Origin of the sequence: Paenibacillus kribbensis, assembly GCF_002240415.1 — a bacterium.
Taxonomy (GTDB): Bacteria; Bacillota; Bacilli; order Paenibacillales; family Paenibacillaceae; genus Paenibacillus; species Paenibacillus kribbensis.
This window is the reverse complement of the sequence record NZ_CP020028.1, coordinates 5,542,501-5,569,236: the sequence shown is the minus strand read 5'-3', so window position 1 is coordinate 5,569,236 and position 26,736 is coordinate 5,542,501. Positions and strand designations below refer to the sequence as shown.

General features: G+C 53.5%; 1 protein-coding gene (only partly in view). It reads left to right on the top strand.

What is annotated here, in order from left to right; genetic code table 11:
• Positions 1–55 precede the first annotated feature (55 nt).
• On the top strand, positions 56–26,736 hold the 5' portion of the coding sequence (locus B4V02_RS24805; protein WP_094156806.1) for a non-ribosomal peptide synthetase. 280 nt of this gene lie beyond the right edge of the window; only the first 26,681 of its 26,961 coding nucleotides appear in the window; it begins with the start codon at positions 56–58; its stop codon lies off the right edge, out of view.

Genomic DNA, 26,736 nt, shown 5'->3' with positions numbered 1-26,736 from the left:
CCTGCATTAAGGAAATAGGGTCATCGCAATCACAAGAAGGGAAGAGGAATAGGTTATGAATAACAACGTACAGCGATTTTTTCCTTTAACGAATGCACAACAGCGGATTTGGTACACTGAGCTGCTTTACCCGAATACGTCCGTATCACTGCTCCTCGGGACAGTAAAGTTTAAAGGGAAAATGAACATAGATGCCTTAAAGCGCTCCATCAATATGGTCATTAAGCAATACGATGCTTTTCGCATTCGCATCATGGCCGAGAACGGCATTCCCCGGCAATACGTGGTTCCTTTTGAGGACAAGGAGTTCACTTGCCTGGATGCAGCGGATTTCAAAAGTATAGATGAATTGAAAGCCTGGTTGGAGCGTCATAACCAAACGCCTCTTGAACTGCTCAACAATGAGCTTTTTCAATTTTTGTTTATTAGAATCAGCGATGACGAGTATTGGCTGAGTGTTAAAACGCATCACATTATTTCCGACGGCATTTCCATGGTTCTTTTCGGAAACCAGTTAACGGAATATTACATTGATATCATTCGGGGAATAGAACCCCAACTGGGCGAAGAATATTCTTATATCGAATATATCCAAACGGAAGAAGCCTATGTACAGTCCGAGCGGTTTGCAAAGGACAAGGAGTTCTGGAACGATAAATTTGCCGGGCTGCCCGACGTGACCGGATTGAAACCGTATGATCCGTTGCTGTTGAGTACGGCTGCCCAAAGAGCGCATTTTACAGTAGACGGCGGTTTGTACAAGGTAATAAAACAATTTTGCCAAGATCATAAAGTCAGCTTGTTTCAATTTTTTATGGCGGCAATGTACATTTATATGCACAAAGCGACCGGCGAGCAGGATATTGCAATCGGCACCTCGTTTGCCAACCGTTCGACCAAGAAAGAAAAAAATACGGTGGGCATGTTCGTCAGCACAATAGCAGCCAGGTCTTTTGTTGACTCTGACGCTGATTTGATGAGCTTTTTGCTGAGCGTAGCCAAAGATCAAACCACGATTTTACGGCATCAAAAGTATCCATATAATCAATTGATTCAGGATTTAAGGGAAACCAACCGCAGCAAGGATATCCAGCGGCTGTTCGGCATTTCGATGGAATATCGTCCGGTAAGCTGGGTGGATTTGGATGACGTTCGCGTTCATACGGATTATGATTTTGGCGGCGATGAAGTCAATGATTTGGTGCTTCATATTGCTGAGTTGCTGGATGAAGATCAATTGGTGCTGCATGTCGATTACCGTTCCCGCCTGTTCGATGCAGGTGAGATCGCGAGAATTATTCGACATCTCCTTGTAATAACGGAACATATAGCCGAAAATCCCGAACAAAAAATATCGGAGATATCTCTGATCAATGAACAGGAAAAAAATGAGATTTTGGCCGTGTTCAATGATACAAAGGCTGACTATCCGAAGGATAAAACGATCCATCAGATGTTCGAGGAGCAAGCGGAGCGAACACCGGAGCAGACGGCGGTTGTGTTCGGGGAAAGCCGCTTAACGTATCGCGAGTTGAACGAGCGGGCGAACCGGCTGGCGCGCACCTTGCGGGCCGAAGGCGTACAGGGTGATCAACTGGTCGGGTTGATGGCCGAGCGTTCGCTGGACATGATGGTGGGCATTTTCGCCATATTAAAAGCTGGAGGAGCCTACGTACCGATTGATCCAGACTACCCGGAAGAGCGCATCCGTTACATGCTGGAGGATTCGGGGGCGAAGCTGCTCCTGCTGCCAAGCCATTTGCAGGATCACGTCCACTTTGCGGGCAGGGTCATGCTGCTGGACGATCCGGTCATTTACAGCGAGGACGGCGCGAATTTGGAGAGCATCAACGCATCGGCCGATCTTGCTTACGTGATCTATACGTCGGGAACGACGGGCAAGCCGAAAGGCGTCATGATCGAGCATCGGTCGGTGATCAACCGCTTAATCTGGATGCAGGATGCGTATCCGCTGGATGCGGGAGATATGATACTGCAAAAAACAGCGATCACGTTCGACGTTTCTGTATGGGAGCTGTTTTGGTGGTCGTTTGTGGGAGCGAGCATGTGTCTGCTTCCGGTCGGCGGGGAGAAAGACCCGGAAGTGATTGTGGAGACGATCGCTGCACAAAAGGTCAGCACGATGCATTTCGTACCGGCGATGCTAAACGCCTTCCTGGAGCACATCGAGCGTCAAGGAGAGCGAGCGCAAAGCAAGCTGGCTTCGCTGAAGCAAGTATTTGCAAGCGGGGAAGCATTAACACCGAATACGGCGGTGCGGTTCCAGCAATACGTCGCGCCAGTCAGCCAGGCGAAACTGGTGAATTTGTATGGACCGACGGAAGCAACGGTGGACGTGTCGTACTTTAACTTGCAAGCGGACGAAACGTACCGGACGGTTCCGATCGGTAAGCCGATCTCGAATATACGGCTGTATATCGTTAGCGAAAGCGGAAAGCTGCAGCCGATCGGCATGCCGGGCGAGCTGTGCATCGCGGGAGACGGGGTCGCGCGAGGGTATCTCAACCGACCTGAGTTGACGGCGGAGAAATTCGTGGACAACCCGTTCGTACCGGGCGAGCGGATGTACCGAACAGGAGACCTGGCCCGCTGGCAGGCGGACGGGAATATCGAATATTTGGGACGGATCGACCATCAGGTGAAAATACGCGGCTACCGGATTGAACTCGGAGAAGTGGAAACACAGCTGTTGAAAGTGGAGGCTGTGCAGGAGACGGTCGTCGTAGCGCGGGAAGACGAAAGCGGTCAGAAGCAGATGTGCGCGTACTTTACGGCGAATGCAGAGCTGACGGCAAGCGAGCTCCGTGGAGCACTGGCACAGGAGCTTCCGAGTTATATGATCCCATCGTACTTCGTACAGCTTGAGCATATGCCGCTGAGCCCGAATGGCAAAATTGATCGCAAGGCGCTGCCTGCGCCGGAAGGACATATGAATACCGGACAAGAGTATGTAGCGCCCAGAAGCGAGCGGGAAGCGCAGCTTGCGCGAATATGGCAGGAAGTGCTGGGACTGCAAACCGTCGGGATCAAGGACAACTTCTTTGAGATCGGAGGGCATTCCTTGCGGGCCACAATCGTAACGGCCCGGATTCAAAAAGAAATGAATGTCGGCATATCCCTGCGGGAAGTGTTTCAAGCGCCGACCATTGAGCAAATGGCACAGTTGCTGGATGGAAGGGAGCATGTTGACTATGCATCCATACCAAGTGTCGAGGGACAAGCGTATTATCCTGTCTCTTCGGCTCAAAAGCGGCTGTACTTGCTGAGCCAGCTCGAAGGTGGGGAAACCAGCTATAACATGCCGGGCGTGCTAATGGTGGAAGGGAGTCTGGATCGCTCGCGAGTAGAAGAGGCGTTCCGTCAATTGATCCGTCGGCACGAGACGCTGAGAACGAGCTTTGACGTGGTGAACGGTGAACCGGTGCAGCGCGTGCAGCCGGAGGTTCCCTTTGCGGTAGAGTACATTCAAGCCAAGGAGGAGGAAGCGCCAGCTCACATTCGCCGTTTTGTACGGGCATTCGATCTTCGGCAGGCGCCACTTCTGCGAGTGGGATTGATCGAACTGGAGGCGGAGCGTCATCTTTTGTTGTTCGATATGCATCATATCGTTTCCGACGGCGCGTCCATCAACATTTTGGTTGAAGAATTCAACCGGTTTTATGAAGGGGAAGAACTGCCGAAGCTGCGGATTCAATACAAGGACTATGCGGCTTGGCAGCTGGCTGAAGCTCGATCCGAACGGCTGAGCAAGCAGGCAGCATACTGGCTGGATGTCTATCGCGACGAGCTGCCCGTGCTCGAATTGCCGACCGATTATGCTAGACCGCCCGTACAGAGCTTCGCGGGAAGCTCGATTGAATTTGTCGTTAATCAGCGACAAACCCATGCTTTACAGCAGCTTGCCGCCGAAACCGGTTCCACCTTGTTTATGGTGCTGCTCTCCGCTTACACTGCATTGCTTCACAAATATACAAGGCAGGAAGACATTATCGTGGGAACCCCGATCGCCGGCAGACCGCACGCTGATCTGGAGGGCATGATCGGAATGTTTGTTAATACGCTCGCGCTCCGAAACTTTCCGGCTGCAGACAAGACTTTCTATCAGTATGTGCTGGAAGTCAAGGAATCGGCGTTAAAAGCGTATGAAAATCAGGATTTTCCGTTCGAAGAACTGGTCGAAAAGCTTGATCTCAGACGAGATTTAAGCCGCAATCCGATATTTGACACCTTATTTGTATTGCAAAACACAGAACAAAGGGATCAGGAAATCGACGGATTGCAGTTTAAACCTTATGCTCACCCTCATCAGACGGCAAAATTCGACTTGACGTTCCATGTAACCGAGAACGAGGAAGAACTGGCATGCAGCCTGGAGTACGCGACTGCGCTGTTCCAACGGGAAACCGTGGAACGGATGACGAAGCACCTGCTGCAATTGATTGACGTTATTCTGGAGAAACCCGAGACAAAGCTATCGTCGATCGAGATCATTACGCCGCAGGAAAAGGCGCGGATCGTGGAGCAATTCAACGCGACGGCAGCGGATTATCCGCGTGAGAAGACGATTCATCAGTTGTTTGAGGAGCAAGCGGCAGGGTCGTTGGCACATGTGGCCGTCGTATTCGAAGACGCGCACCTGACGTACCGCGAACTGAACGAGCGGGCAAACCGGCTGGCACGGACACTCCGCGACAAGGGGGTCGTTCAGGATCAGCCCGTGGCGATTGCCGCCCATCGGTCGATCGAGCTGGTCGTTGGCGTGTTGGCGATCCTCAAGGCCGGCGGAGCTTACGTGCCGATTGACCCGGATTATCCGGCGGAGCGCATCGGATATATGCTGGAGGATTCGGGAGCGAAGCTCTTACTCATCCGGCGGGACGACGTGGCCGATATCGGCTTTGCCGGGAGCGTCATCGATCTGGACGATGACGCGGCATATGCCGAAGACGGGTCGAATCTCGGCTTGACCGGCGCTCCCGGCGATCTGGCTTATGTGATTTATACGTCGGGAACGACAGGCAGACCAAAAGGCGTAATGGTTGAACACCGGAACGTTGTGCGTTTGGTGAAGCATACCGACTATGCCCAATTAGATGAAACGACGCGAATTTTGCAAACAGGTGCAGTGGTGTTCGACGCGTCCACATTCGAAATTTGGGGAGCGTTGCTGAATGGCGGTCAGCTCTATCTGGCTAGCAACGATGTCATTCTGGATGCCCAGAAGCTTAGGCAGGCTGTCGAACAATACGGCATTACAACCATGTGGCTGACCTCTCCGCTGTTCAACCAGCTGTCGCAGCAGGACAGCAAGCTGTTTGGCGCGATCAAGACGCTGATCGTCGGGGGCGACATGCTCTCAGCGCCGCATATCAACCGGGTGCTGCGGGACAATCCGGGCCTCGGTATCGTGAACGGTTACGGCCCGACGGAAAATACGACGTTCTCGACGACCTATGCGATTCCCGGCGAACTCACGGAATCGGCGCCAATCGGTCGGCCGATCCGCAACTCAACGGCTTATGTCGTGGACAGCTCGATGAAGCTGCTGCCAATTGGGGCATGGGGCGAGCTGATTGTCGGCGGGGATGGAGTTGCACGCGGATATTTGAACCGCCCGGAACTGACGATGGAGAAGTTTGTTCAAGACCCGGTAAAGCCAGGAGAGATCTGTTACCGGACAGGTGATTTGGTTCGTTGGCGTGCTGATGGAAACCTTGAGATCAAGGGACGGATTGATGAGCAGGTGAAAATCCGTGGTTTCCGCATTGAGCTGGGCGAAGTGGAGGCTCAGCTTGCCAAGATAGAAGCGATTCAGGAAGCCGTCGTGATTGCGCGGGCGGACGAAAGCGGACAAAAACAGCTTTGTGCCTATTTTGCAGCCAGCAACCGGCTGAGCGCGGGCGAGATCAGAAGCGCATTGGCAAAAGAACTACCCAATTACATGATTCCGTCCTACTTTGTCCAACTCGAGCAGCTTCCGCTGACGGCCAACGGGAAGGTGGATCGTAGAGCGCTGCCAGCTCCAGAGGAGAATGTTCACACGGGAACTGAGTACGCTGCACCGCGGACAGCTGTGGAGCAAGCTCTGGCTTCCGTTTGGCAAAGCGTGCTCGGTGTACGCAATATCGGCATTCACGACAGCTTCTTCGACCTTGGGGGCGATTCGATCAAATCGATCCAGGTGTCTTCAAGGCTGTTCCAAGCTGGCTACAAGCTGGAAATGAAAGATATGTTCAAGCATCCGACCATTGCGGGACTGAGCCCGTATGTCCAAACGGTCAGTCGCATAGCGGAGCAAGGGGAAGTCAGTGGTGCGACCAAGCTGCTCCCGGTTCAGCACTGGTTTTTCGAGCAGCATTCCGTAAGTCCGCACCACTTTAACCAGGCTGTCATGCTGTATCGGGAGAATGGTTTTGAGGAAGCGGCGCTTCATCAAACGATGAAGAGGATCGCCGAACATCACGATGCACTGCGGCTGGTGTTCCGCCAGACGGAACATGGATATGAGGCGTGGAATCGCGGCATGGTGGAAGGCGAACTGTATACTTTGGAAATTGTCGATTTCAAAGAACAGGTTGCCCCCGAGGCAGCCATCCAAGCGAAAGCAAGCGAAATCCAACGCGGCATCGATCTGATTCATGGTCCTTTGATGAAGCTGGGATTGTTCCGGTGCGCGGAAGGGGATCATCTGCTGATTGTCATTCACCATTTGGCCGTAGACGGTGTGTCGTGGCGAATTTTGTTCGAAGATATTGCGGCAGGCTACGAGCAGGCGATAAACGGCCAGGAGATTCAGCTTCCGCAAAAAACGGATTCCTACCGGACATGGGCACAGCAGTTGTCGCTGTACGCGGAAAGTCCGGCGATGGAACAGGAGCGGGCTTATTGGGAACAGCTCGGACGGATAGCTGCAGAGCCGTTGCCGAAGGACGAGGCACAGGCCTGCCCGCTGGTTCTCGACAGCGAAACCATCACGGTTCAATGGACCGAAGAGGAAACGGAGCTGCTGCTCAAGCAGGCGAACCGCACTTACAATACGGAGACGAACGACTTGCTTTTAACGGCACTGGGGCTGGCCGTTCAGACCTGGAGCGGTATCGGGCGAGTGCTGGTCAATCTGGAAGGACACGGCCGGGAGCCGATTATCCCGGATCTCGACATCACCCGTACCGTAGGCTGGTTCACAAGCCAATTCCCGGTTGCCTTGGAAATGGGAAGCAACAACGACTTGTCGGGCCAAATTAAGCGGATCAAAGAAAGTATGCGCAGCATTCCGCATAAAGGCATTGGCTTCGGCCTCCTGAAATATGGGTCTGCAAATCTGGAAGGTGTTGTACGTGAGCTCAAGCCGGAAATCAGCTTTAATTACTTGGGCCAATTCGATCAAGACTTGGACAACAGTTCGTTGCAGCTATCTTCCTATTCGACAGGCAGTGCGATAAGCGAACATGCAGCGCAAGCTTATACTTTGGATATGAACGGGATGATTTCCGAGGGAACGCTGTCGCTTGCTATCACTTACAGCAGCAAACAATACCGCAGAGAAACGGTGGAGCGGCTATCCGAGCTCATCCGGACATCCTTGCAAAAAGTCATCCGGCACTGCACAAGCAAAGAAACGGCCGAATTGACGCCAAGCGACATATTGCTGAAGGGATTGACCATAGAACAGCTCGATCAACTGGCGGCACATCACCAGCACGTTGGCGAAATCGAAAATGTGTACAAGCTGACGCCGATGCAAAAGGGCATGTTTTTCCACAGCCTGCTGGAGCCGCATTCACTTTCGTACTTCGAGCAAGCGACGTTCGAATGGCATGGCCATTTTGACGCGTCAAGCTTCGCGCAAAGCCTGAATGCTTTGGTACAAAGACATGCTGCGCTCCGCACCAATTTTTATAACGGATGGGGCGACCCGGTACAAATCGTTTATCGAACCAAACGGAGTGAATTCAATTATGAAGACCTGCGCGGGATGGAGGAATTGCAGCGCGAGGCGTATATCCGGAATTATATAGATGATGACAGAAACAGAGGGTTTGATTTGACGCAGGACGCACTGCTTCGTGTTTCCGTTCTGCACAAGGGCGAAGCGGATTATCTGCTTATGTGGAGCTTCCATCATATCATTATGGACGGCTGGTGCGTGCCTCTCATTACACGGGAGGTGTTCGAAACCTATTTCGCGATCAGCCAGCAGAGAGAACCTGAGTCTCTCCCAGCTTTGCCGTACAGTCGTTATATCGAATGGCTGGATCGGCAGGATGATCAGGCGGCAGCCGGATACTGGAGCGACTATTTGGCAGATTACGAACAGCATACGCAGATTCCTCAAGCGAAAGCCCAAAACAAGCCGGAAGCTTACGTTTCAAAACAGATCGTTTGCGGGCTGGGCAAGGATCTGACCGGGCGAATCGAACAGGCGGCAAAACGGCACCAGGTGACAGTCAGCACATTGATGCAAACCGTTTGGGGAATCGTACTGCAAAAATACAATAGCAGCAGGGACGTTGTTTTCGGCAGTGTTGTATCGGGAAGACCTGCGGAAATACCGGGGATTGAAAGCATGATCGGACTGTTTATCAACACGATTCCAGTACGTGTACGATCAGACGAAACCATCGGTTTCGCAGATATGGTCAAACGGCAGCAGCAACAGTACCTGGCTTCCCATGCCTACGATACGTACCCTCTTTATGAGATTCAGACGCAAACCGGACAACAGCATTTGATCACACATATCATGGTATTTGAAAACTATCCTGTAGAACAGCAAATCGAGCTGTTGGGCGGGGAGCAAGCGGCTTTTGAGATTACGGATGCCGAGCTGTTTGAACAGACAAATTACGATTTCAATCTGATTGTTTTGCCGGGCGAAGAATTTAAAATCGTATTCCGCTATAACGAGCTCGTCTATGAACAGTCTGGCATCGAACAGATTCAGGGACAGCTGATTCATATGTTGGAACAGGTGGTAAGCCGCCCGAACATTCGTGTGAACGAGCTGAAGCTGGCGACGCCGCAAGAGGAGGCGCAGATGCTGCTTCTGGGAGGCAGTGCGACAACTTCTTATCCAAAGGAGAAGACACTTCATCGGCTGTTCGAAGAACAGGCGGAACGCACGCCGGACGCAACGGCTCTCGTTTTCGGAGACGAGCGGTTGACTTACAGGGAGCTTAACGAACAGGCCAATGGACTGGCGCGCACGCTCCGCAATAGCGGTGTTCAACCGAATCAGCCGGTCGGACTCATGGCCGAGCGTTCCCTTGAAATGATCGTCGGGATATTCGGTATTTTAAAAGCTGGCGGAGCCTATGTGCCGATCGACCCGCAATATCCGGAGGAACGTATTCGCTATATCCTGGAGGATTCGGACGCCAAGGTACTGCTCACTCAGCCCCAAGTACGGGATAAAGTGGAGTTCGCAGGACTTGTGGTGGATCTGACGGATAAGAGTCATTATCAGCAAGAAACGAGCGATCTTCAGCCCGTGAACGGCTCGGATTCGCTGGCATGCATCATATATACCTCCGGTTCGACAGGCAAGCCGAAAGGCAACTTGACGATGCATTTTAACATCAGTCGCGTCGTCAAAGAGACAAACTATATCCGTTTTTCAACGCAGGATCGTGTTTTGCAGTTGTCCAGCTTTTCGTTCGACGGCTCTACATTCGATATTTACGGCGCACTGTTGAACGGAGCCTCGCTCGTGCTGATCACCCGTGACCAAGTGCTGGATGCACGCGAGCTGGCGCATGTGCTGCAGACTCAGCGGATCACAAAATGCTTTATGACAACCGCTCTGTTTAATACACTGACAGATATTGACGTAGGCTGCTTTGAAACGCTTGATACGCTGCTGTTCGGCGGGGAGAAGGTTTCGATTAGCCATGTGCGGAAAGCATTTGCGAATCTTGGCCCGAACCGGATCATTCATGTGTACGGACCGACTGAAAGTACCGTATTTGCGACTTACTATGCGGTGAATCATTTGGAAGAGTCAGCGCATACCGTGCCGATCGGCAAACCGATCAGCAATACGTCGGTATACGTGATGGATCATGATCAACACCCTCTGCCTGCGGGTATTCCAGGAGAACTGTATATCGGTGGCGACGGATTGGCTCAAGGTTATTTGAACCGGCCGGAGTTGACAGAGGAGAAGTTCATTTATTCCCCATTTGCAGCGGGAGGTAGGCTTTACCGGACCGGCGATCTGGTGAAGATGCGGGAAGACGGTCACATCGAGTATATGGACAGAATCGACGCGCAGGTGAAGATTCGCGGCTATCGAATCGAGCTGGGCGAAGTGGAGGCACACCTTTTACAGGTCGAGTCCGTACAGGAAGCCGTTGTCATCGCACGCGAGGACCAGACCGGACAGAAGCAACTGGCAGCCTACTTCGCTGCGGATAAAACCCTGTCAGTCAGCGAGCTTAAAGCTGCGCTTGCGCAGGAGCTTCCGGCTTACATGCTTCCGGCCTATTTTGTTCAAGTAGATCGGCTGCCGCTGACCCCCAACGGGAAAGTTGACCGCAAAGCACTGCCGGCGCCGCAGGAAAGCGAAACAGCCGGGTCGCGGCATGAGGCGCCAAGAACGCCGATAGAAGTGAGTCTGGCGAACATTTGGCAGGAAGTGCTGGGGCTGCAAAGCGTTGGGATTAAAGACAACTTCTTTGATATCGGAGGACACTCTTTGCGGGCTACGCTTCTCGTGTCCCGTATTCACAAAGAGCTGAACGGCCATATCGCCCTCCGGGAGGTATTTCAATTCCCGACCATCGAACAGATGGCCGAAATAATCGAAAGCCGGGATCAAGCGGCTTATGCTTCCATTCCGGTCGTCGGGGAACGAAGCTACTACCCGGTATCTTCGGCACAGAAGCGTTTATACGTGCTCAGCCAGATCGAAGGCGGAGAAATCAGCTACAATATGCCGGGCGTTATGACGGTGGAAGGGGAACTGGACCGCACGCGGCTGGAAGGCGCGTTCCGCCAGCTGATACATCGGCACGAGACGTTGAGAACGAGCTTCGATGTCGTGAACGGCGAGCCGGTACAGCAGGTGCATGAGGAAGTGCCTTTTGCGGTGGAATATGCAGAAGTCCGGGAAGAAGAAGCAAGAGAACACGTTCGTGAGTTTATTCGTCCGTTCGATCTCCGGCAGGCTCCACTTCTGCGAGTCGGGCTGCTCCGGTTGCAAAAAGATCGCCATTTGCTGTTGTTCGACATGCATCATATCGTCTCCGACGGCGCGTCGATGAATATTTTGGTTGAGGAGTTCATCGGGCTGTACGAAGGCGCCGAACTGCCAGAACTGCGGATTCAGTACAAGGATTATGCAGTATGGCAGCAACTGGAGGTGCAAAGCGAACGGATCGGCAAGCAGGAAGCCTATTGGCTGGATACATTCCGCGGGGAGCTTCCGGTGCTCGATCTTCCGACAGACGGGGTTAGACCGGCGCTGCAAAGCTTCGAAGGGGATCAGATTGAATTCGTGATCGATGCCTCCAGAAGCGAGGCTTTAAAACGGCTTGCGGCAAGCACCGGATCGACCTTGTATATGGTGTTGCTGTCCGCATATACGACGCTCCTGCACAAATATACCGGCCAGGAAGATGTGATTGTCGGTACCCCGATTGCGGGCAGACCTCATGGGGAGTTGGAAGGTCTGATCGGGATGTTTGTCGGCACACTTGCCCTCCGCAATTATCCTTCTGGTGAGAAAACGTTCCTTGACTATTTGCAGGAAGTCAAAGAAACCTCACTGCAAGCATACGAGCATCAGGACTATCCGCTTGAGGAATTGGTTGCGAAGCTCAATGTGAAGCGGGATTTGAGCCGTAACCCGTTGTTCGATACGATGTTTGCCCTGCACAATTTGGAGCAAGGGCAGCGGCAAATTGCCGGTCTGCAGTTCAAGCCTTACCCGCATGAGCATAGGTCCGCCAAATTTGATCTGATGTTCAATGTGACCGAGCAGGGAAGCGAGCTTGCGTGCAGTCTCGAATATGCCAGTGTACTGTTTAAGCGGGAAACGGCCAAACGGATCACGAATCATTTTGTGCAGGTGATCGATGCGGTGGTGAATGCGCCTGAGACGAAGCTGTCGGAGATTGCGATCATCACGGCAACGGAGCAAGCGCAGATTCTGGAGCAATTCAATGCGACCGCGGCTGACTATCCGAAGGATAAGACGATCCATCAGATGTTCGAGGAGCAAGTGGAGCGGACGCCGGAGCAGACGGCGGTTGTGCTCGGGGAAAGCCGGCTTACGTACCTCGAACTGAACGAGCGGGCAAACCGTTTGGCCCGCACGCTGCGGGAGCGGGGCGTACAGGCCGATCAACGCGTTGGCTTGATGGCCGAACGTTCGCTGGACATGATGGTGGGCATTTTCGCCATATTAAAAGCTGGAGGAGCTTACGTGCCAATCGATCCGGACTACCCGGAAGAGCGCATCCGCTACATGCTAGAGGATTCGGGGGCAAAGCTGCTCCTGCTGCAAAGCCATTTGCAGGACCGCATCAGCTTCGCGGGCCGGACTTTGAAGCTGGACGAAGCGCAAGCGTACGTGGAGGACGGCTCGAATCTGGCGCCGATCGCCGGGCCTCGGGACATGGCGTATGTTATTTATACGTCAGGATCAACCGGCAAGCCGAAAGGCGTCATGGTCGAACACGGGTCGGTGATCAACCGCCTGACCTGGATGCAGAGGGTGTATCCGTTTGATGCGGGAGAAACAATTATGCAAAAAACGGCGATCACGTTCGACGTTTCCGTATGGGAGCTGTTCGGATGGTCGTCTGTAGGAGCGACCTTGTGCCTGCTTCCAGTCGGCGGGGAGAAAGATCCGGAAGTGATTCTGGAGACGATCGAAGTGCAAAGAATCAGCAGGATTCATTTTGTGCCGGCGATGTTAAACGTCTTCCTGGAATACATCGAGCGTCAAGGGGAGCCAGCACAAAGCAAGCTGACCTCATTGAAGCAAGTGTCTACGAGTGGGGAAGCATTAACGCCGATCGCAGTGGCGCGGTTCCAGCAATTCTTTGCCCCGATCAGCCAGGCGAAGTTAGTGAATTTGTACGGACCGACAGAAGCGACGGTCGAAGTTTCGTACTTTAACTTGCAAGCGGACGAAACGTACCGAACAGTTCCAATCGGTAAGCCGATCTCGAATATACGGCTGTATATCGTCAGCGAAGGCGGAAAGCTGCAGCCGATTGGCGTGCCGGGCGAGCTGTGCATTGCGGGAGACGGAGTCGCGCGAGGATATCTAAATCGGCCCGAGCTGACGGCGGAGAAATTCGTGGATGACCCGTTTGTGCCGGGAGAGCGGATGTACCGGACGGGAGACCTGGTTCGCTGGCAGGCGGATGGAAACATCGAATATTTGGGACGGATCGACCATCAGGTGAAAATACGCGGCTACCGGATCGAACTCGGAGAAGTGGAAACGCAGCTGTTGAAGGTGAAGGCTGTGCAGGAAGCGGTCGTTGTAGCACGGGAAGACGAAAGCGGTCAGAAGCAGATGTGCGCGTACTTTATAGCGAATGCAGAGCTGACAGCAAGCGAGCTCCGCGGAGCACTGGCGCAGGAGCTTCCGAGTTATATGATCCCGTCACACTTCGTGCAGCTTGAGCATATGCCGCTAAGCCCGAATGGCAAAATTGATCGCAAAGCGCTGCCCGCGCCGGAAAGCAGCCTATCGGCCGGAACCGCTTATGAGGCTCCGCGGACAGCGGTAGAGCAAGCGCTGGCCGACGTTTGGCAGGGTGCACTTGGTGTCGGCAGGGTCGGCATTCACGACAACTTCTTTGACCTTGGGGGCGATTCGATCAAGTCGATCCAGGTGTCCTCAAGACTGTTGCAAGCCGGCTACAAAATGGACATGAAACATTTGTTCAAGTATCCGACCATTGCCGAGCTCAGCCCGCATGTGCAAACCGCCGAACGCATCGCCGATCAAGGGGAAGTGACGGGCGAGACGCCGCTGCTCCCGATTCAGCGCTGGTACTTCGAACAGGCGCCTGTTGACCTGCATCACTTTAATCACGCGGTTATGCTGTATCGGGCGGAAGGCTTTGAACTGGGGGCGCTGCACCAGACGATGACTAGGATTGCCGAGCATCACGATGCGCTGCGGCTCGTGTTCCGTCAGGCGGATCGCGGATACGAAGCGTGGAACCGCGGCGCCAGCGAGGGCGAGCTGTATACGCTCGACATCGCGGACTTCCGAGGCGAGGCCGATTGCGCAGCCGCCATCGAAGCGAGAGCAAGCGAGATTCAGCGCAGCATAAGCCTGAGCGAAGGGCCGCTGCTGAAGCTGGGACTGTTCCACTGCGCGGACGGCGACCATTTGCTGATCGTCATTCACCATCTGGCGGTGGACGGGGTATCCTGGCGAATATTGTTCGAGGATATCGCCACAGGCTATGAGCAGGCGGCAAGCGGTCGGGAAATCCGGCTGCCACATAAAACGGACTCGTTCCGCACATGGGCGCAGCAGTTGCCACAATATGCGGCAAGTCCGGCGATGGCAAGCGAGCGGGAGTACTGGCGGCAGATCGTGCAGACGGCAGCAGCGACTGACCCGCTACCGAAAGATGAAATGCACGATAACCCGACCCGAATCGAGGGCGAAACGGTCACCGTGCAATGGAGCGAGGAGGAGACCTCGCTGCTGCTGAAGCAGGCCAACCACGCCTACAGTACAGAAGTAAACGACTTGCTGCTGACCGCTTTGGGTATGGCGGTTCATGCCTTGACAGGAACAGAGCAAGTACTGGTAAGTCTGGAGGGACATGGACGGGAACCGATCATTCCGGATACTGACATCACCCGGACCGTAGGCTGGTTTACGAGCCAATATCCGGTTGTGCTGGAGATGGGGGCCGAACAAGACGTTTCGCGTCGCATCAAGCGTGTGAAGGAAGGGCTTCGCCGCATTCCGAATAAAGGCATCGGGTATGGCATTTTGACCTACCTGTCCGGCAACGGCGAGAATGAGGATAACGCTCTGCGTCTTCAGCCGGAAATCAGCTTCAACTATCTGGGGCAGTTCGACCAGGACTTGGATAGTAACAAGCTGCACATTTCGCCTTATTCGGTCGGAGCTTCCATAAGCGAGAAGATGGCACAGCGCTATACGCTGGATATTAACGGCATGATCTCGCTGGGTGTCTTGTCGCTGACAATTGATTACAATGGGCGGCAATACCGCAAAGAAACGGTTGAAAAACTTTCTGATCTCCTCCGTACGAGTCTCCGGGAAGTGATCCTGCACTGCGCGGATAAAGAGCAGACGGAGCTGACGCCGAGCGATCTGCTGCTTTCGGATCTCAGCATGGAGGAACTGGAGCAGCTTGTGCAACAAACCGCGCATATCGGTGAGGTCGAAAATGTGTACAAGCTCACATCGATGCAGAAAGGCATGCTGTTCCACAGTCAACTGGAGCCGGGTTCGACAGCTTATTTCGAGCAAGCGGTGTTCAGCCTTCAAGGAAGCTTGGACGTTGATGTCTTTGTCCAAAGTCTGGATGCCCTTGTGCAACGGCACGACGTGCTGCGCACCAGCTTTTACAGCGGGCTGGCTGAGCCCGTACAGGTCGTCTATCGGCACAAGTCGTGCGGATTTTACTACGAAGATCTACGCGAACTGGAGGAAGCCGCACGCGAGACGTATGCTCAGGCGTTCAGTGTTAACGATATGACGGCAGGATTCGATTTGGCACAGGATGCGCTGTTGCGTGTTTCGGTTTTGCGAACCGGAGAACAGACGTACCGATTCTATTGGAGTTTCCATCACATCATTATGGATGGCTGGTGCGTGCCGATCATGATGCAGGAGGTATTCGAGCATTATGCTGCAATCCAGGAGCAGCGGCAGCCGGAGCTTTCCGTCGTCCTGCCGTACAGTCAATATATCGAATGGCTGGATCGGCAAAACCTGGAAGAAGCGGCCACATACTGGAGCAAGTATTTGGAGGGCTACGAGCAGCAAACGCAGCTGCCGCAAGAGATTCAGGAGAACCCGCAAAGCAGAACAGAGGGCTATGTGTCGGAAGAACTCATTTGCGACTTGGGCGAGGAACTAACTCGCCGAATGGAATCAATCTCCAAACAGTATCAAGTAACAATCAACACGTTGATGCAAACCGCTTGGGGCCTTGTTCTGCAAAGGTACAACAGCAGTAGGGATGTTGTTTTCGGCAGCGTCGTATCCGGAAGGCCTGCAGAAATAACTGGAATCGAAACGATGATCGGCCTGTTTATCAATACGATCCCGGTTCGCGTCTGTGCTGACGAAGGCGCAGCTTTCGCAGATGTGCTGAAAGCAACCCAGGAGCAGGCTCTGGCATCGAACGCTTACGATACGTATCCGCTCTATGAAATTCAGGCGCGAACCGAACAGAAGCAAAGCTTGATTTCCCATATTATGGTATTTGAAAACTATCCTATGGAACAGCAAATCGAGCAGTCGGCCAGCGCTGATGAGGATGCTTTTGAAATTACGAACGTCAGCATGTTCGATCAAACGAGCTACGATTTCAATCTGATCGTCATCCCGGGCGAAGCCGTTCGGATTAGCTTCCGATACAATAGCCTTGTTTACAAGCAAGCGGGTGTTGAGCGAATGCAAGGGCATTTCGTGCATGTGCTGGAGCAAATTACAGCCAATCCAAACTTGCTTGTGAGTGAGCTTGAACTGGTTACCCGGGAAGAAATGGTGCAGATTCTGAAGCAATTCAACGCGACCGCGGCTGACTATCCGAAGGATAAGACGATCTATCAGATGTTTGAGGAGCAAGCGGAGCGAACACCGGAGCAGACGGCGGTTGTGTTCGGGGAAAGCCGCTTAACGTATCGCGAGTTGAACGAGCGGGCGAACCGGCTGGCGCGCACCTTGCGGGCCGAAGGCGTGCAGGCTGATCAGCTCGTCGGGTTGATGGCCGAGCGTTCGCTGGACATGATGGTGGGTATTTTCGCCATATTAAAAGCTGGAGGAGCCTACGTACCGATTGATCCAGACTACCCGGAAGAGCGCATCCGTTACATGCTGGAAGATTCGGGGGCGAAGCTGCTCCTGTTGCAAAGCCATTTGCAGGGCCGCATCAGCTTCGCGGGCCGGACTTTGAAGCTGGACGAAGCGCAAGCGTACGCGCAGGACGGCTCGAATCTGGCGCCGATTGCCGGGCCTCGGGACATCGCGTATGTCATTTATACATCGGGATCAACAGGCAAGCCGAAAGGCGTCATGATCGAACACGGGTCGGTGATCAACCGCTTGACCTGGATGCAGGATGCGTATCCGCTGGATGCGGGAGATATGATACTGCAAAAAACAGCGATCACGTTCGACGTTTCCGTATGGGAGCTGTTCTGGTGGTCGTTCGTAGGAGCGAGCATGTGTCTGCTTCCGGTCGGTGGGGAGAAAGACCCGGAAGTGATTGTGGAGACGATCGCTGCACAAAAGATCAGCACGATGCATTTCGTACCGGCAATGCTAAACGCCTTCCTGGAGCACATCGAGCGTCAAGGAGAGCCAGCGCAAAGCAAGCTGGCTTCGCTGAAGCAAGTATTTGCAAGCGGGGAAGCATTAACACCGAATGCGGCGGCGCGGTTCCAGCAATACGTTGCGCCAGTCAGCCAGGCGAAACTGGTGAATTTGTATGGACCGACGGAAGCAACGGTGGACGTGTCGTACTTTAACTTGCAAGCGGACGAAACGTACCGGACGGTTCCGATCGGTAAGCCGATCTCAAATATACAGCTGTATATCGTTAGCGAAAGCGGAAAGCTGCAGCCGATTGGCGTGCCAGGCGAGCTGTGCATCGCGGGAGACGGGGTCGCGCGAGGGTATCTCAACCGACCTGAGTTGACGGCGGAGAAATTCGTGGACAACCCGTTCGTACCGGGCGAGCGGATGTACCGGACGGGAGACCTGGCCCGCTGGCAGGCGGACGGGAATATCGAATATTTGGGACGGATCGACCATCAGGTGAAAATACGCGGCTACCGGATTGAACTCGGAGAAGTGGAAACACAGCTGTTGAAAGTGGAGGCTGTGCAGGAGACGGTCGTCGTAGCGCGGGAAGACGAAAGCGGTCAGAAGCAGATGTGCGCGTACTTTACGGCGAATGCAGAGCTGACGGCAAGCGAGCTCCGTGGAGCACTGGCACAGGAGCTTCCGAGTTATATGATCCCATCGTACTTCGTACAGCTTGAGCATATGCCGCTGAGCCCGAATGGAAAAATTGACCGCAAGGCGCTGCCTGTGCCCGAAGGCAATCTGTTGACAGGCGCGAAGTACGAGGCGCCAACAACGCCTATGGAAACGCGGCTGGCGCAGATCTGGAAGGGCGTCCTTGGCGTGGGGCGTGTAGGGATCAAGGACAACTTCTTTGAAATCGGAGGACACTCCTTGCGTGCCACGCTTCTGATTGCCCGCATCCAGAAAGAGATGAACGGCCTTCTTTCCTTGCGGGAAGTGTTCCAATTTCCTACCATTGCGGAGATGGCCGAGCTCATGGCAAGCCGGGATCAAGCAGCCTATGCCTCTATCCCGGCTGCCGGAGAACGAAGCTACTATCCGGCATCTTCGGCACAGAAACGATTGTACGTGCTGAGCCAGCTCGAAGGCGGAGAAATCAGCTACAATATGCCGGGCGTTATGACGGTAGAAGGGAAACTGGACCGCACGCGGCTGGAAGCGGCGTTCCGCCGACTAATAAGCCGGCATGAGACGCTAAGAACGAGCTTCGATGTCGTGAACGGCGAGCCGGTGCAGCGGGTGCATGAGGAAGTGCCTTTTGCAGTGGAATATGCCGAGGCCCGGGAAGATGAAGCAAAAGTCCGCATTCGAGACTTTATTCGCCCGTTCGATTTGCAGCAGGCACCGCTTCTGCGGGCCGGATTGATCAAGCTGCAGCAAGATCGCCATCTGTTGCTGTTTGATATGCATCATATCATCTCCGATGGTACTTCGATGGGCGTGTTGACCGAGGAATTTATTCAGATGTACGAGGGAAGCGAGCTGCCGGAGCTGCGGATTCAATACAAAGATTATGCAGTATGGCAGCAAATGGAGATGCAAAGCGAGCGGATTGACAAGCAGGAAGCCTATTGGCTGGACGTATTCCGCGGCGAGCTGCCGATGCTTGATTTGCCGATGGATGAAACTCGTCCGGCGCAGCGAAGCTTTGCAGGAAAACAGGTCGATTTTGTGATCGACGCTGCTCAAAGCCGTGCTTTACAACAGCTTGCGGCAAGTACCGGATCGACCTTGTATATGGTGCTGCTGTCCGCATATACGACGCTTTTACACAAATATACCGGCCAGGAAGATGTGATTGTCGGCAGCCCGATTGCGGGAAGACCGCACAGTGATCTGGAAGGTATGATTGGGATGTTTGTCGGCACACTTGCACTCCGCAATTATCCGTCTGGCGAGAAAACGTTTCTTGACTATTTGCAGGAAGTCAAAGAAACTTCACTGCAAGCGTACGAGCATCAGGACTATCCGTTCGAGGAATTGGTTGCGAAGCTCAATGTGAATCGGGATATGAGTCGAAATCCGCTGTTTGATACGATGTTTGTGCTGCAAAATACGGAGCAGAGCGAACGGGAGATTGCCGGATTGCAATTCAAGCCGTATGCGTATGAGAACCCAACTGCCAAATTTGATCTGACGCTCCTCATAGCGGAGCAAGGCGAGGAACTCGTCTGCAGCCTTGAGTACGCCAGCGCGCTGTTCCGGCGGGAAACGGCCGAACGGATCGCGAATCATTTTGTGCAGGTGATCAATGCGGTGGTGAGTGCGCCTGAGATGAAGCTGTCGGAGATAGCGATCATCACGGCTCCGGAGCAAGCGCAGATTCTGGAGCAATTCAACGCATCCGCGGTTGACTATCCGATGGATAAACCAATTCATCAGATGTTCGAGGAGCAAGTGGAGCGGACGCCGGAGCAGACGGCGGTTGTGTTCGGGGAAAGCCGGCTAACGTATCGCGAGCTAAACGATCGGGTGAACCAGCTGGCGCATGCGTTGCGCGCCGAAGGCGTTCGGTCGGAGCAGTTCGTCGGCCTGATGGTCGAACGTTCGCTGGAAATGGTGATCGGAATTTTCGGAATTTTGAAGGCCGGTGGCGCTTATGTGCCAATTGACCCGGAATATCCGGAAGAGCGGATTCACTATATTTTAAAAGACTCGGGTGCAAAGCTGCTGCTTACGCAAAGTCACTTACGGCGGGAAAAGCCTGACTTGGCGGGCTTCGAAGGCAAGATGATGGATTTGGACAGCAGCCAGGCATATGCGGAAGACCGTTCCAATCCGGGCATCACGGTCAAGCCGAAGGATCTGATGTATCTCATTTACACTTCTGGTACTACAGGGCTGCCTAAGGGAACCATGATTACGCAGCAAGGCTTGGTCAACTATATTTGGTGGGCGAAAAAAATGTATGTAGGCGAGGAAAAGCTTGATTTTCCGCTGTATTCATCGATTTCTTTCGATTTGACGCTTACGTCAATATTTACGCCGCTTATCACAGGCAATACGATCATCATTTACGAAGGAGCGGATAAGGGGACGTTAATCCAGCAGATCATCGAGGACAATCAGGTGGACATTCTTAAGCTGACGCCGACGCATTTGAGCCTGATCAAAGACATGAAGATGCCCGAACAATCCAGAATTCGAAAAATGATCGTAGGCGGAGAAAACCTCAGCACTCATTTGGCGAAAAACATCTCTGATCTGTTTGGCGGAAACATCGAAATTTTCAACGAATACGGGCCGACCGAAACGGTAGTCGGATGCATGATTTACCTCTACGATCCTGTCAGGGATACGAAGGAGTCCGTATCGATTGGGGTTCCGGCCGACAACGTGTACATTTATTTGCTCGATTCGCAGCGCAATCTGGTACCGCCGGGCGTACCCGGAGAGATGTACATTGCCGGAGACGGAGTCGCTCTAGGCTACCTGAACCGTCCTGAGCTGACGGCGGAGAAATTCGTGGACAATCCGTTTGCGCCAGGCGGGCGGATGTATCGGACAGGGGATCTGGCCCGCTGGCAGGCGGACGGAAACATCGAATATTTAGGACGAATCGACGAGCAAGTGAAAATACGCGGCTACCGAATCGAGCTAGGCGAGGTGGAAGCGCAGCTGGTGAAAGTGGAGGCTGTGCAAGAAGCCGTCGTAACGGCTCGTACGAGTGAGGACGGGCAAAAGCAGCTATGCGCGTATTTGGTTGCTGACCGTCCGTTGACGGCAAGCGAGCTCCGTGGAGCGCTGGCGCAGGAGCTTCCAAGCTATATGATTCCGTCGTACTTCGTGCAGCTGGAGCGGTTGCCATATACGCCCAACGGGAAAATCGATCGCAAAGCGCTGCCTGCGCCTGAAAGCAGCTTGCCGACCGGAACCGTCTATGAGGCTCCGCGGACAGCGGTAGAGCAAGCGCTGACTACCGTTTGGCAGGGCGTGCTCGGTGTCGAAAGAATCGGCATTCACGACAACTTCTTTGACCTTGGGGGCGATTCGATCAAGTCGATCCAGGTGTCCTCGAGACTGCTGCAAGCTGGCTACAAGCTGGATATGAAACATTTGTTCAAGTATTCGACCATCGTAGAACTTAGCCCGCATGCGCAAACCGCCGAACGCATCGCCGATCAAGGGGGAGTGACGGGCGAAACACCGCTGCTCCCGATTCAGCGCTGGTTCTTCGAACAGACGCCTGTTGATCCGCATCACTATAACCATGCGATCATGCTGTATCGGGCAGAAGGCTTTGAGCTGACGGCGCTACGCCGAACGATGGACAAAATTTCCAAGCATCACGATGCGCTGCGGCTCGTGTTCCGCCAGGCGGATCGAGGATATGAAGCGTGGAACCGTGGCGCCAGCGAGGGCGATCTGTACACACTCGACATCGCGGACTTCCGAGGCGAGGTCGACTGCGCAGCCGCCATCGAAGCGAAAGCAAGCGAGATTCAGCGCAGCATAAACCTGAGCGAAGGGCCGCTGCTGAAGCTGGGACTGTTCCACTGCGCGGACGGCGACCATTTGCTGATCGTCATCCACCATCTGGCGGTGGACGGAGTATCCTGGCGGATATTGTTCGAGGATATCGCCACAGGCTATGAGCAGGCAGTAAGTGGTCAGGAAATCCGGCTGCCGCATAAAACGGACTCGTTCCGCACATGGGCGCAACAATTGCCACGGTATGCGGCAAGTCCAGCGATGGCAAGCGAGCGGGAGTACTGGCGACAGATCGTGCAGACGGCAGCAGCCACCGAACCGCTGCCGAAGGATTTTGCTCACCCTGTAGCCCAGGTTCGTGACAGCGAAACGGTAGTAGCTGGGTGGAGCGAGGAGGAGACCCTGCTGCTGCTGAAGCAGGCTAACCACGCTTACAACACAGAAGTAAACGACTTGCTGCTGACCGCTTTGGGTATGGCGGTTCATGCCTGGACGGGAACAGAAGAAGTGTTGGTAAATCTGGAAGGACACGGCCGGGAACCGATCATTCCGGATACTGACATCACCCGGACCGTAGGCTGGTTTACGAGCCAATATCCGGTTGTGTTGGAGATGGGGGCCGAACAAGACGTTTCGCGTCGCATCAAGCGTGTGAAGGAAGGGCTTCGCCGCATTCCGAATAAGGGCATCGGGTATGGCATTTTGACCTACCTGTCCGGCAACGGCGAGAATGAGGATAACGCTCTGCGTCTTCAGCCGGAAATCAGCTTCAACTATCTGGGGCAGTTTGACCAGGATTTGGACAGTAATAAGCTGCACATTTCGCCTTATTCAACGGGCGTCGCGATTAGCGAAAACAGCACGCGAAATTATGTACTGGACATCAACGGTATGATTTCGGAAGGTGTGTTGAAGCTAGCCATCAGCTATTGCGGAAACCACTACCGCAAGGAGACGATGGAGAAGTTGGCTGAGCTGATTCAGAGCAGCCTTCGGGCAATCATCCTACACTGCGCGAGTAAAGAGCAGTCAGAACTGACGCCGAGCGATCTGCTGCTTTCGGATCTCAGCATGGAGGAACTGGAGCAGCTTGTGCAACAAACCCGGCATGTCGGCAAGATCGAAAATGTATATAAGCTGGCGCCGATGCAAAAGGGCATGCTGTTCCTGAATCTGCTGGAGTCGAATTCGGGTTCTTACTTCGAACAATCGACTTATGGCATTCAAGGAAGTCTGGACATCCAAGTATTCTCCGAGAGTCTGGATGCCTTAATGCAGCGCCACGACGCACTGCGCACCAATTTTTACAATGGTTTGGCCGAGCCTGTACAAATTGTATTCCGCAGCAAGCAAGGTGAATTTTATTATGAGGATTTGCGCGGTATGGATCAGGTGCAGCGCGATGCGTATGCGGAAAGCTTTAATGCCCGAGATCGGGCGAAAGGGTTTGATCTGACCCAGGATGCGCTGCTGCGCATCTCGATCCTCCGTACCGGCGAAGAAAACTACAACCTGATCTGGAGCTTCCATCATATTATTATCGATGGCTGGTGCGTGCCGCTTCTGATGCAAGAAATATTCGAGCACTATACGGCGATTCTGGAGCAAAGGCAACCAGAGCTTCCCCCAGTGCCGTCCTACAGCACCTATATCGAGTGGCTGGATCGTCAGGATGCCGGGAAAGCTGCCGATTATTGGAGCAAGTATCTGGAAGACTATGAACAACAAACGCTATTGCCGCAAGGGAAAGCCCAAGGCAAAGTCGAAGGGTATAGCCTGGAATATGTTGTCTGCGATCTCGGTGAGGATATGGCCAAGCAGATTGAGTTATTGGCCAAGCAGCATCAAGTAACGGTTAGCATGCTGATGCAGGCTGTATGGGGAATTCTATTGCAACGGTACAATAACAGCCGGGATGTCGTTTTCGGAAACGTAGTATCGGGAAGACCTGCAGAAATACCGGGTATTGAGAATATGGTCGGCCTGTTTATCAATACAATTCCCGTTCGGGTTCAAACCGAGGAAGAGGAGACCTTCGCGCAATTGCTGAAAAAGCTGCAAGAGCAGTATTTGGCCTCTCATTCTTACGATACGTATCCGCTTTATGAAATCCAGGCGCTAACTGGACAAAAGCAAAGCTTGATCAACCACGTCATGGTGTTTGAAAACTATCCGGTGGAAGAGCGGCTCGGCCAGTTGAGACAAGACGATTCGGGTGAGATGGAGATTACCGTTATCGAAGCGTTCGAACAAACGAACTATGATTTTGTTCTGACCATTGAGCCGGGTGCACAGCTCGAGCTTCATATGAGATACAACGCGCTCGTGTTTGAAGCGGAAACCATTCGTCGGCTCCAGGGACATTTGGTGCGTCTGCTTGAACAAGTGCTCGATAACCCGCACATCCCGGTTGGCGACCTGGACATGATCACGGCACAGGAGAAGGCGCAGATTATCGAAGTGTGGGGAGATACAGCAGCTCCTTATCCGCGTGAGAAGACCCTTCACAGCATATTTGAGGAAAAGGCTGCGCTCACACCGGATCGAACAGCCCTTATTTACGGTGAAACGGAGCTTACCTACGGAGAGCTGCATCAGCAGGCGAACCGTCTTGCACGTACGCTGCGTGCTCAAGGGGTCAAACCGGACCAACCAGTCGGCATCATGGTTGAGCGCTCGCTTGAGATGATCATTGGCATTCATGCCATTCTAAAAGCTGGCGGGGCCTATGTACCGATTGATCCGGAGTTCCCGGAAGATCGTATTCGCCACATGCTGGAGGATTCAGGGGCGAAGCTTCTGCTGACGAAAAATCATCTCAAAGATCGTTTTCCGTTCACCGGCACGCTCCTGGCACTTGATGATCCGCAGGCATATCATGCTGATAGCTCCAATCTGGAGCCAATTGCGGGGCCGGAGCATCTGGCGTATATCATTTACACGTCAGGTTCGACCGGCAAGCCGAAAGGTGTAATGATTGAGCATCGCTCTGCCGTTCATACGCTGAGCCAGTTGGAAGCTGAATATCCGATGTTGGAAGGCGACCGATTCCTGCTCAAAACGACATTCACCTTTGACTTCTCCGTACCGGAGCTGTTCTGCTGGTTCTTTGGGCAGGGAGCTCTCGTGATCCTGCCGCAGGGCGCGGACAAAGACCCGGTGGCACTGCTGAAGGCCGTGGATGCAAATCAGATCACGCATCTCAACCTGGTGCCGTCGATGCTCAGTGTTCTCGTTCAATACTTGAAAGAAAGCGGCACTCAAGGGTTCCTTACATTGAAATACCTGTTTGCCTGCGGCGAGACGCTGCCTGTCAAGCTTGTGGAAGAGTACTACAAAGTATCTCCATACGCAGTGCTGGAGAACATCTACGGTCCTACGGAAGCAGCCGTATATGCAACCCGGTATACAACGAGCCCTGAGACTGCTGCTCTAACGCATGTACCTATCGGTAAACCGTACGCTAACGTCCAAGTATGGATGATGGACAGTGCTTCTCAGGTATCACCTGTAGGTGTGCCAGGAGAGCTCTGCATTGCAGGCGAAGGGGTAGCGCGAGGGTACTTCAATCAGCCGGACCTGACGGCAGAGAAGTTCATTCCTCACCCGTACAAGCCGGGAGCACGGATTTACCGAACAGGCGATTTGGCACGATGGCTGCCAGACGGGAATATTGAGTATTTGGGGCGGATTGATCACCAGGTAAAAATCCGGGGTTACCGCATTGAACTGGGAGAAGTGGAAGCACAAATTCTTAAAGTGCCGTCTGTGCAGGAAGCAGTCGTCCTTGCACTGGCTGACGCCACTGGAAGCACTCAGCTTTGCGCATACTTTGTGGCCGAGGAGGGAGTAGCAGCGGGCGTGTTGCGTGAGGCACTGGCCAGCGAGCTGCCAAGCTACATGATTCCGACTGCTTTCGTACAGTTGGCGCAAATGCCGCTGAATCCGAACGGCAAATTGGATCGCAAAGCGCTGCCGGCACCGGAAGCACTCCTACGGAGCACAGCGGAGTATATCCCGCCGCGTACACCGACAGAAGTAGAACTGGCGCAGATTTGGACCGAGGTACTCGGCGTGCAGGAAATCGGAGTCAAGGATCACTTCTTCGAGCTTGGGGGCCATTCCCTGAAAGTGTTGGGATTGATCCAGAAAATCTCTTCCAGCATGGGCGTACAGCTCCCGCTCCAGCTCGTGTTCAATCTTCCGACTGTGGAGGAAATGGCACATGAAATTTCCAAGCTTCGGTCAACAGCTGCTCCTGATGAAGAAGAAATGGAAATTATCCACTTCCCAGGGAAAGGAACGCTTAAAGTGTTTTGCTTCCCTCCTCGGGTCGGCTACTCTCTGGGGTACTATGAGATGGCCAGAGAGCTGGAAGGACATTGTGAAGTATACGGGTTCGAATTTATCGGCGACCATGTTCAAGGTCAAGATATGCTGGATCGATATGTGGATGCCATCACGGGTATTCAAGCAGAGGGCCCATATGTTTTCCTGGGGTACTCACTCGGAGGAAATCTCGCCTTCGAGGTGGCCAAAGCCATGGAAAGCCAAGGTCACCATGTCAGCGACCTCATAATGGTGGATGCTATGAGAAAAACATCCAAGGATGAATCGACGCCAGAGCAGCTTGAAGAGATTGTCGAGGTGGTTCTGAACAGCATTGGGGACCAGTACAAATCATTCCTCGCCGATCCAGCTGACAGGGAGCGAGTCAAAGACAAAATGCT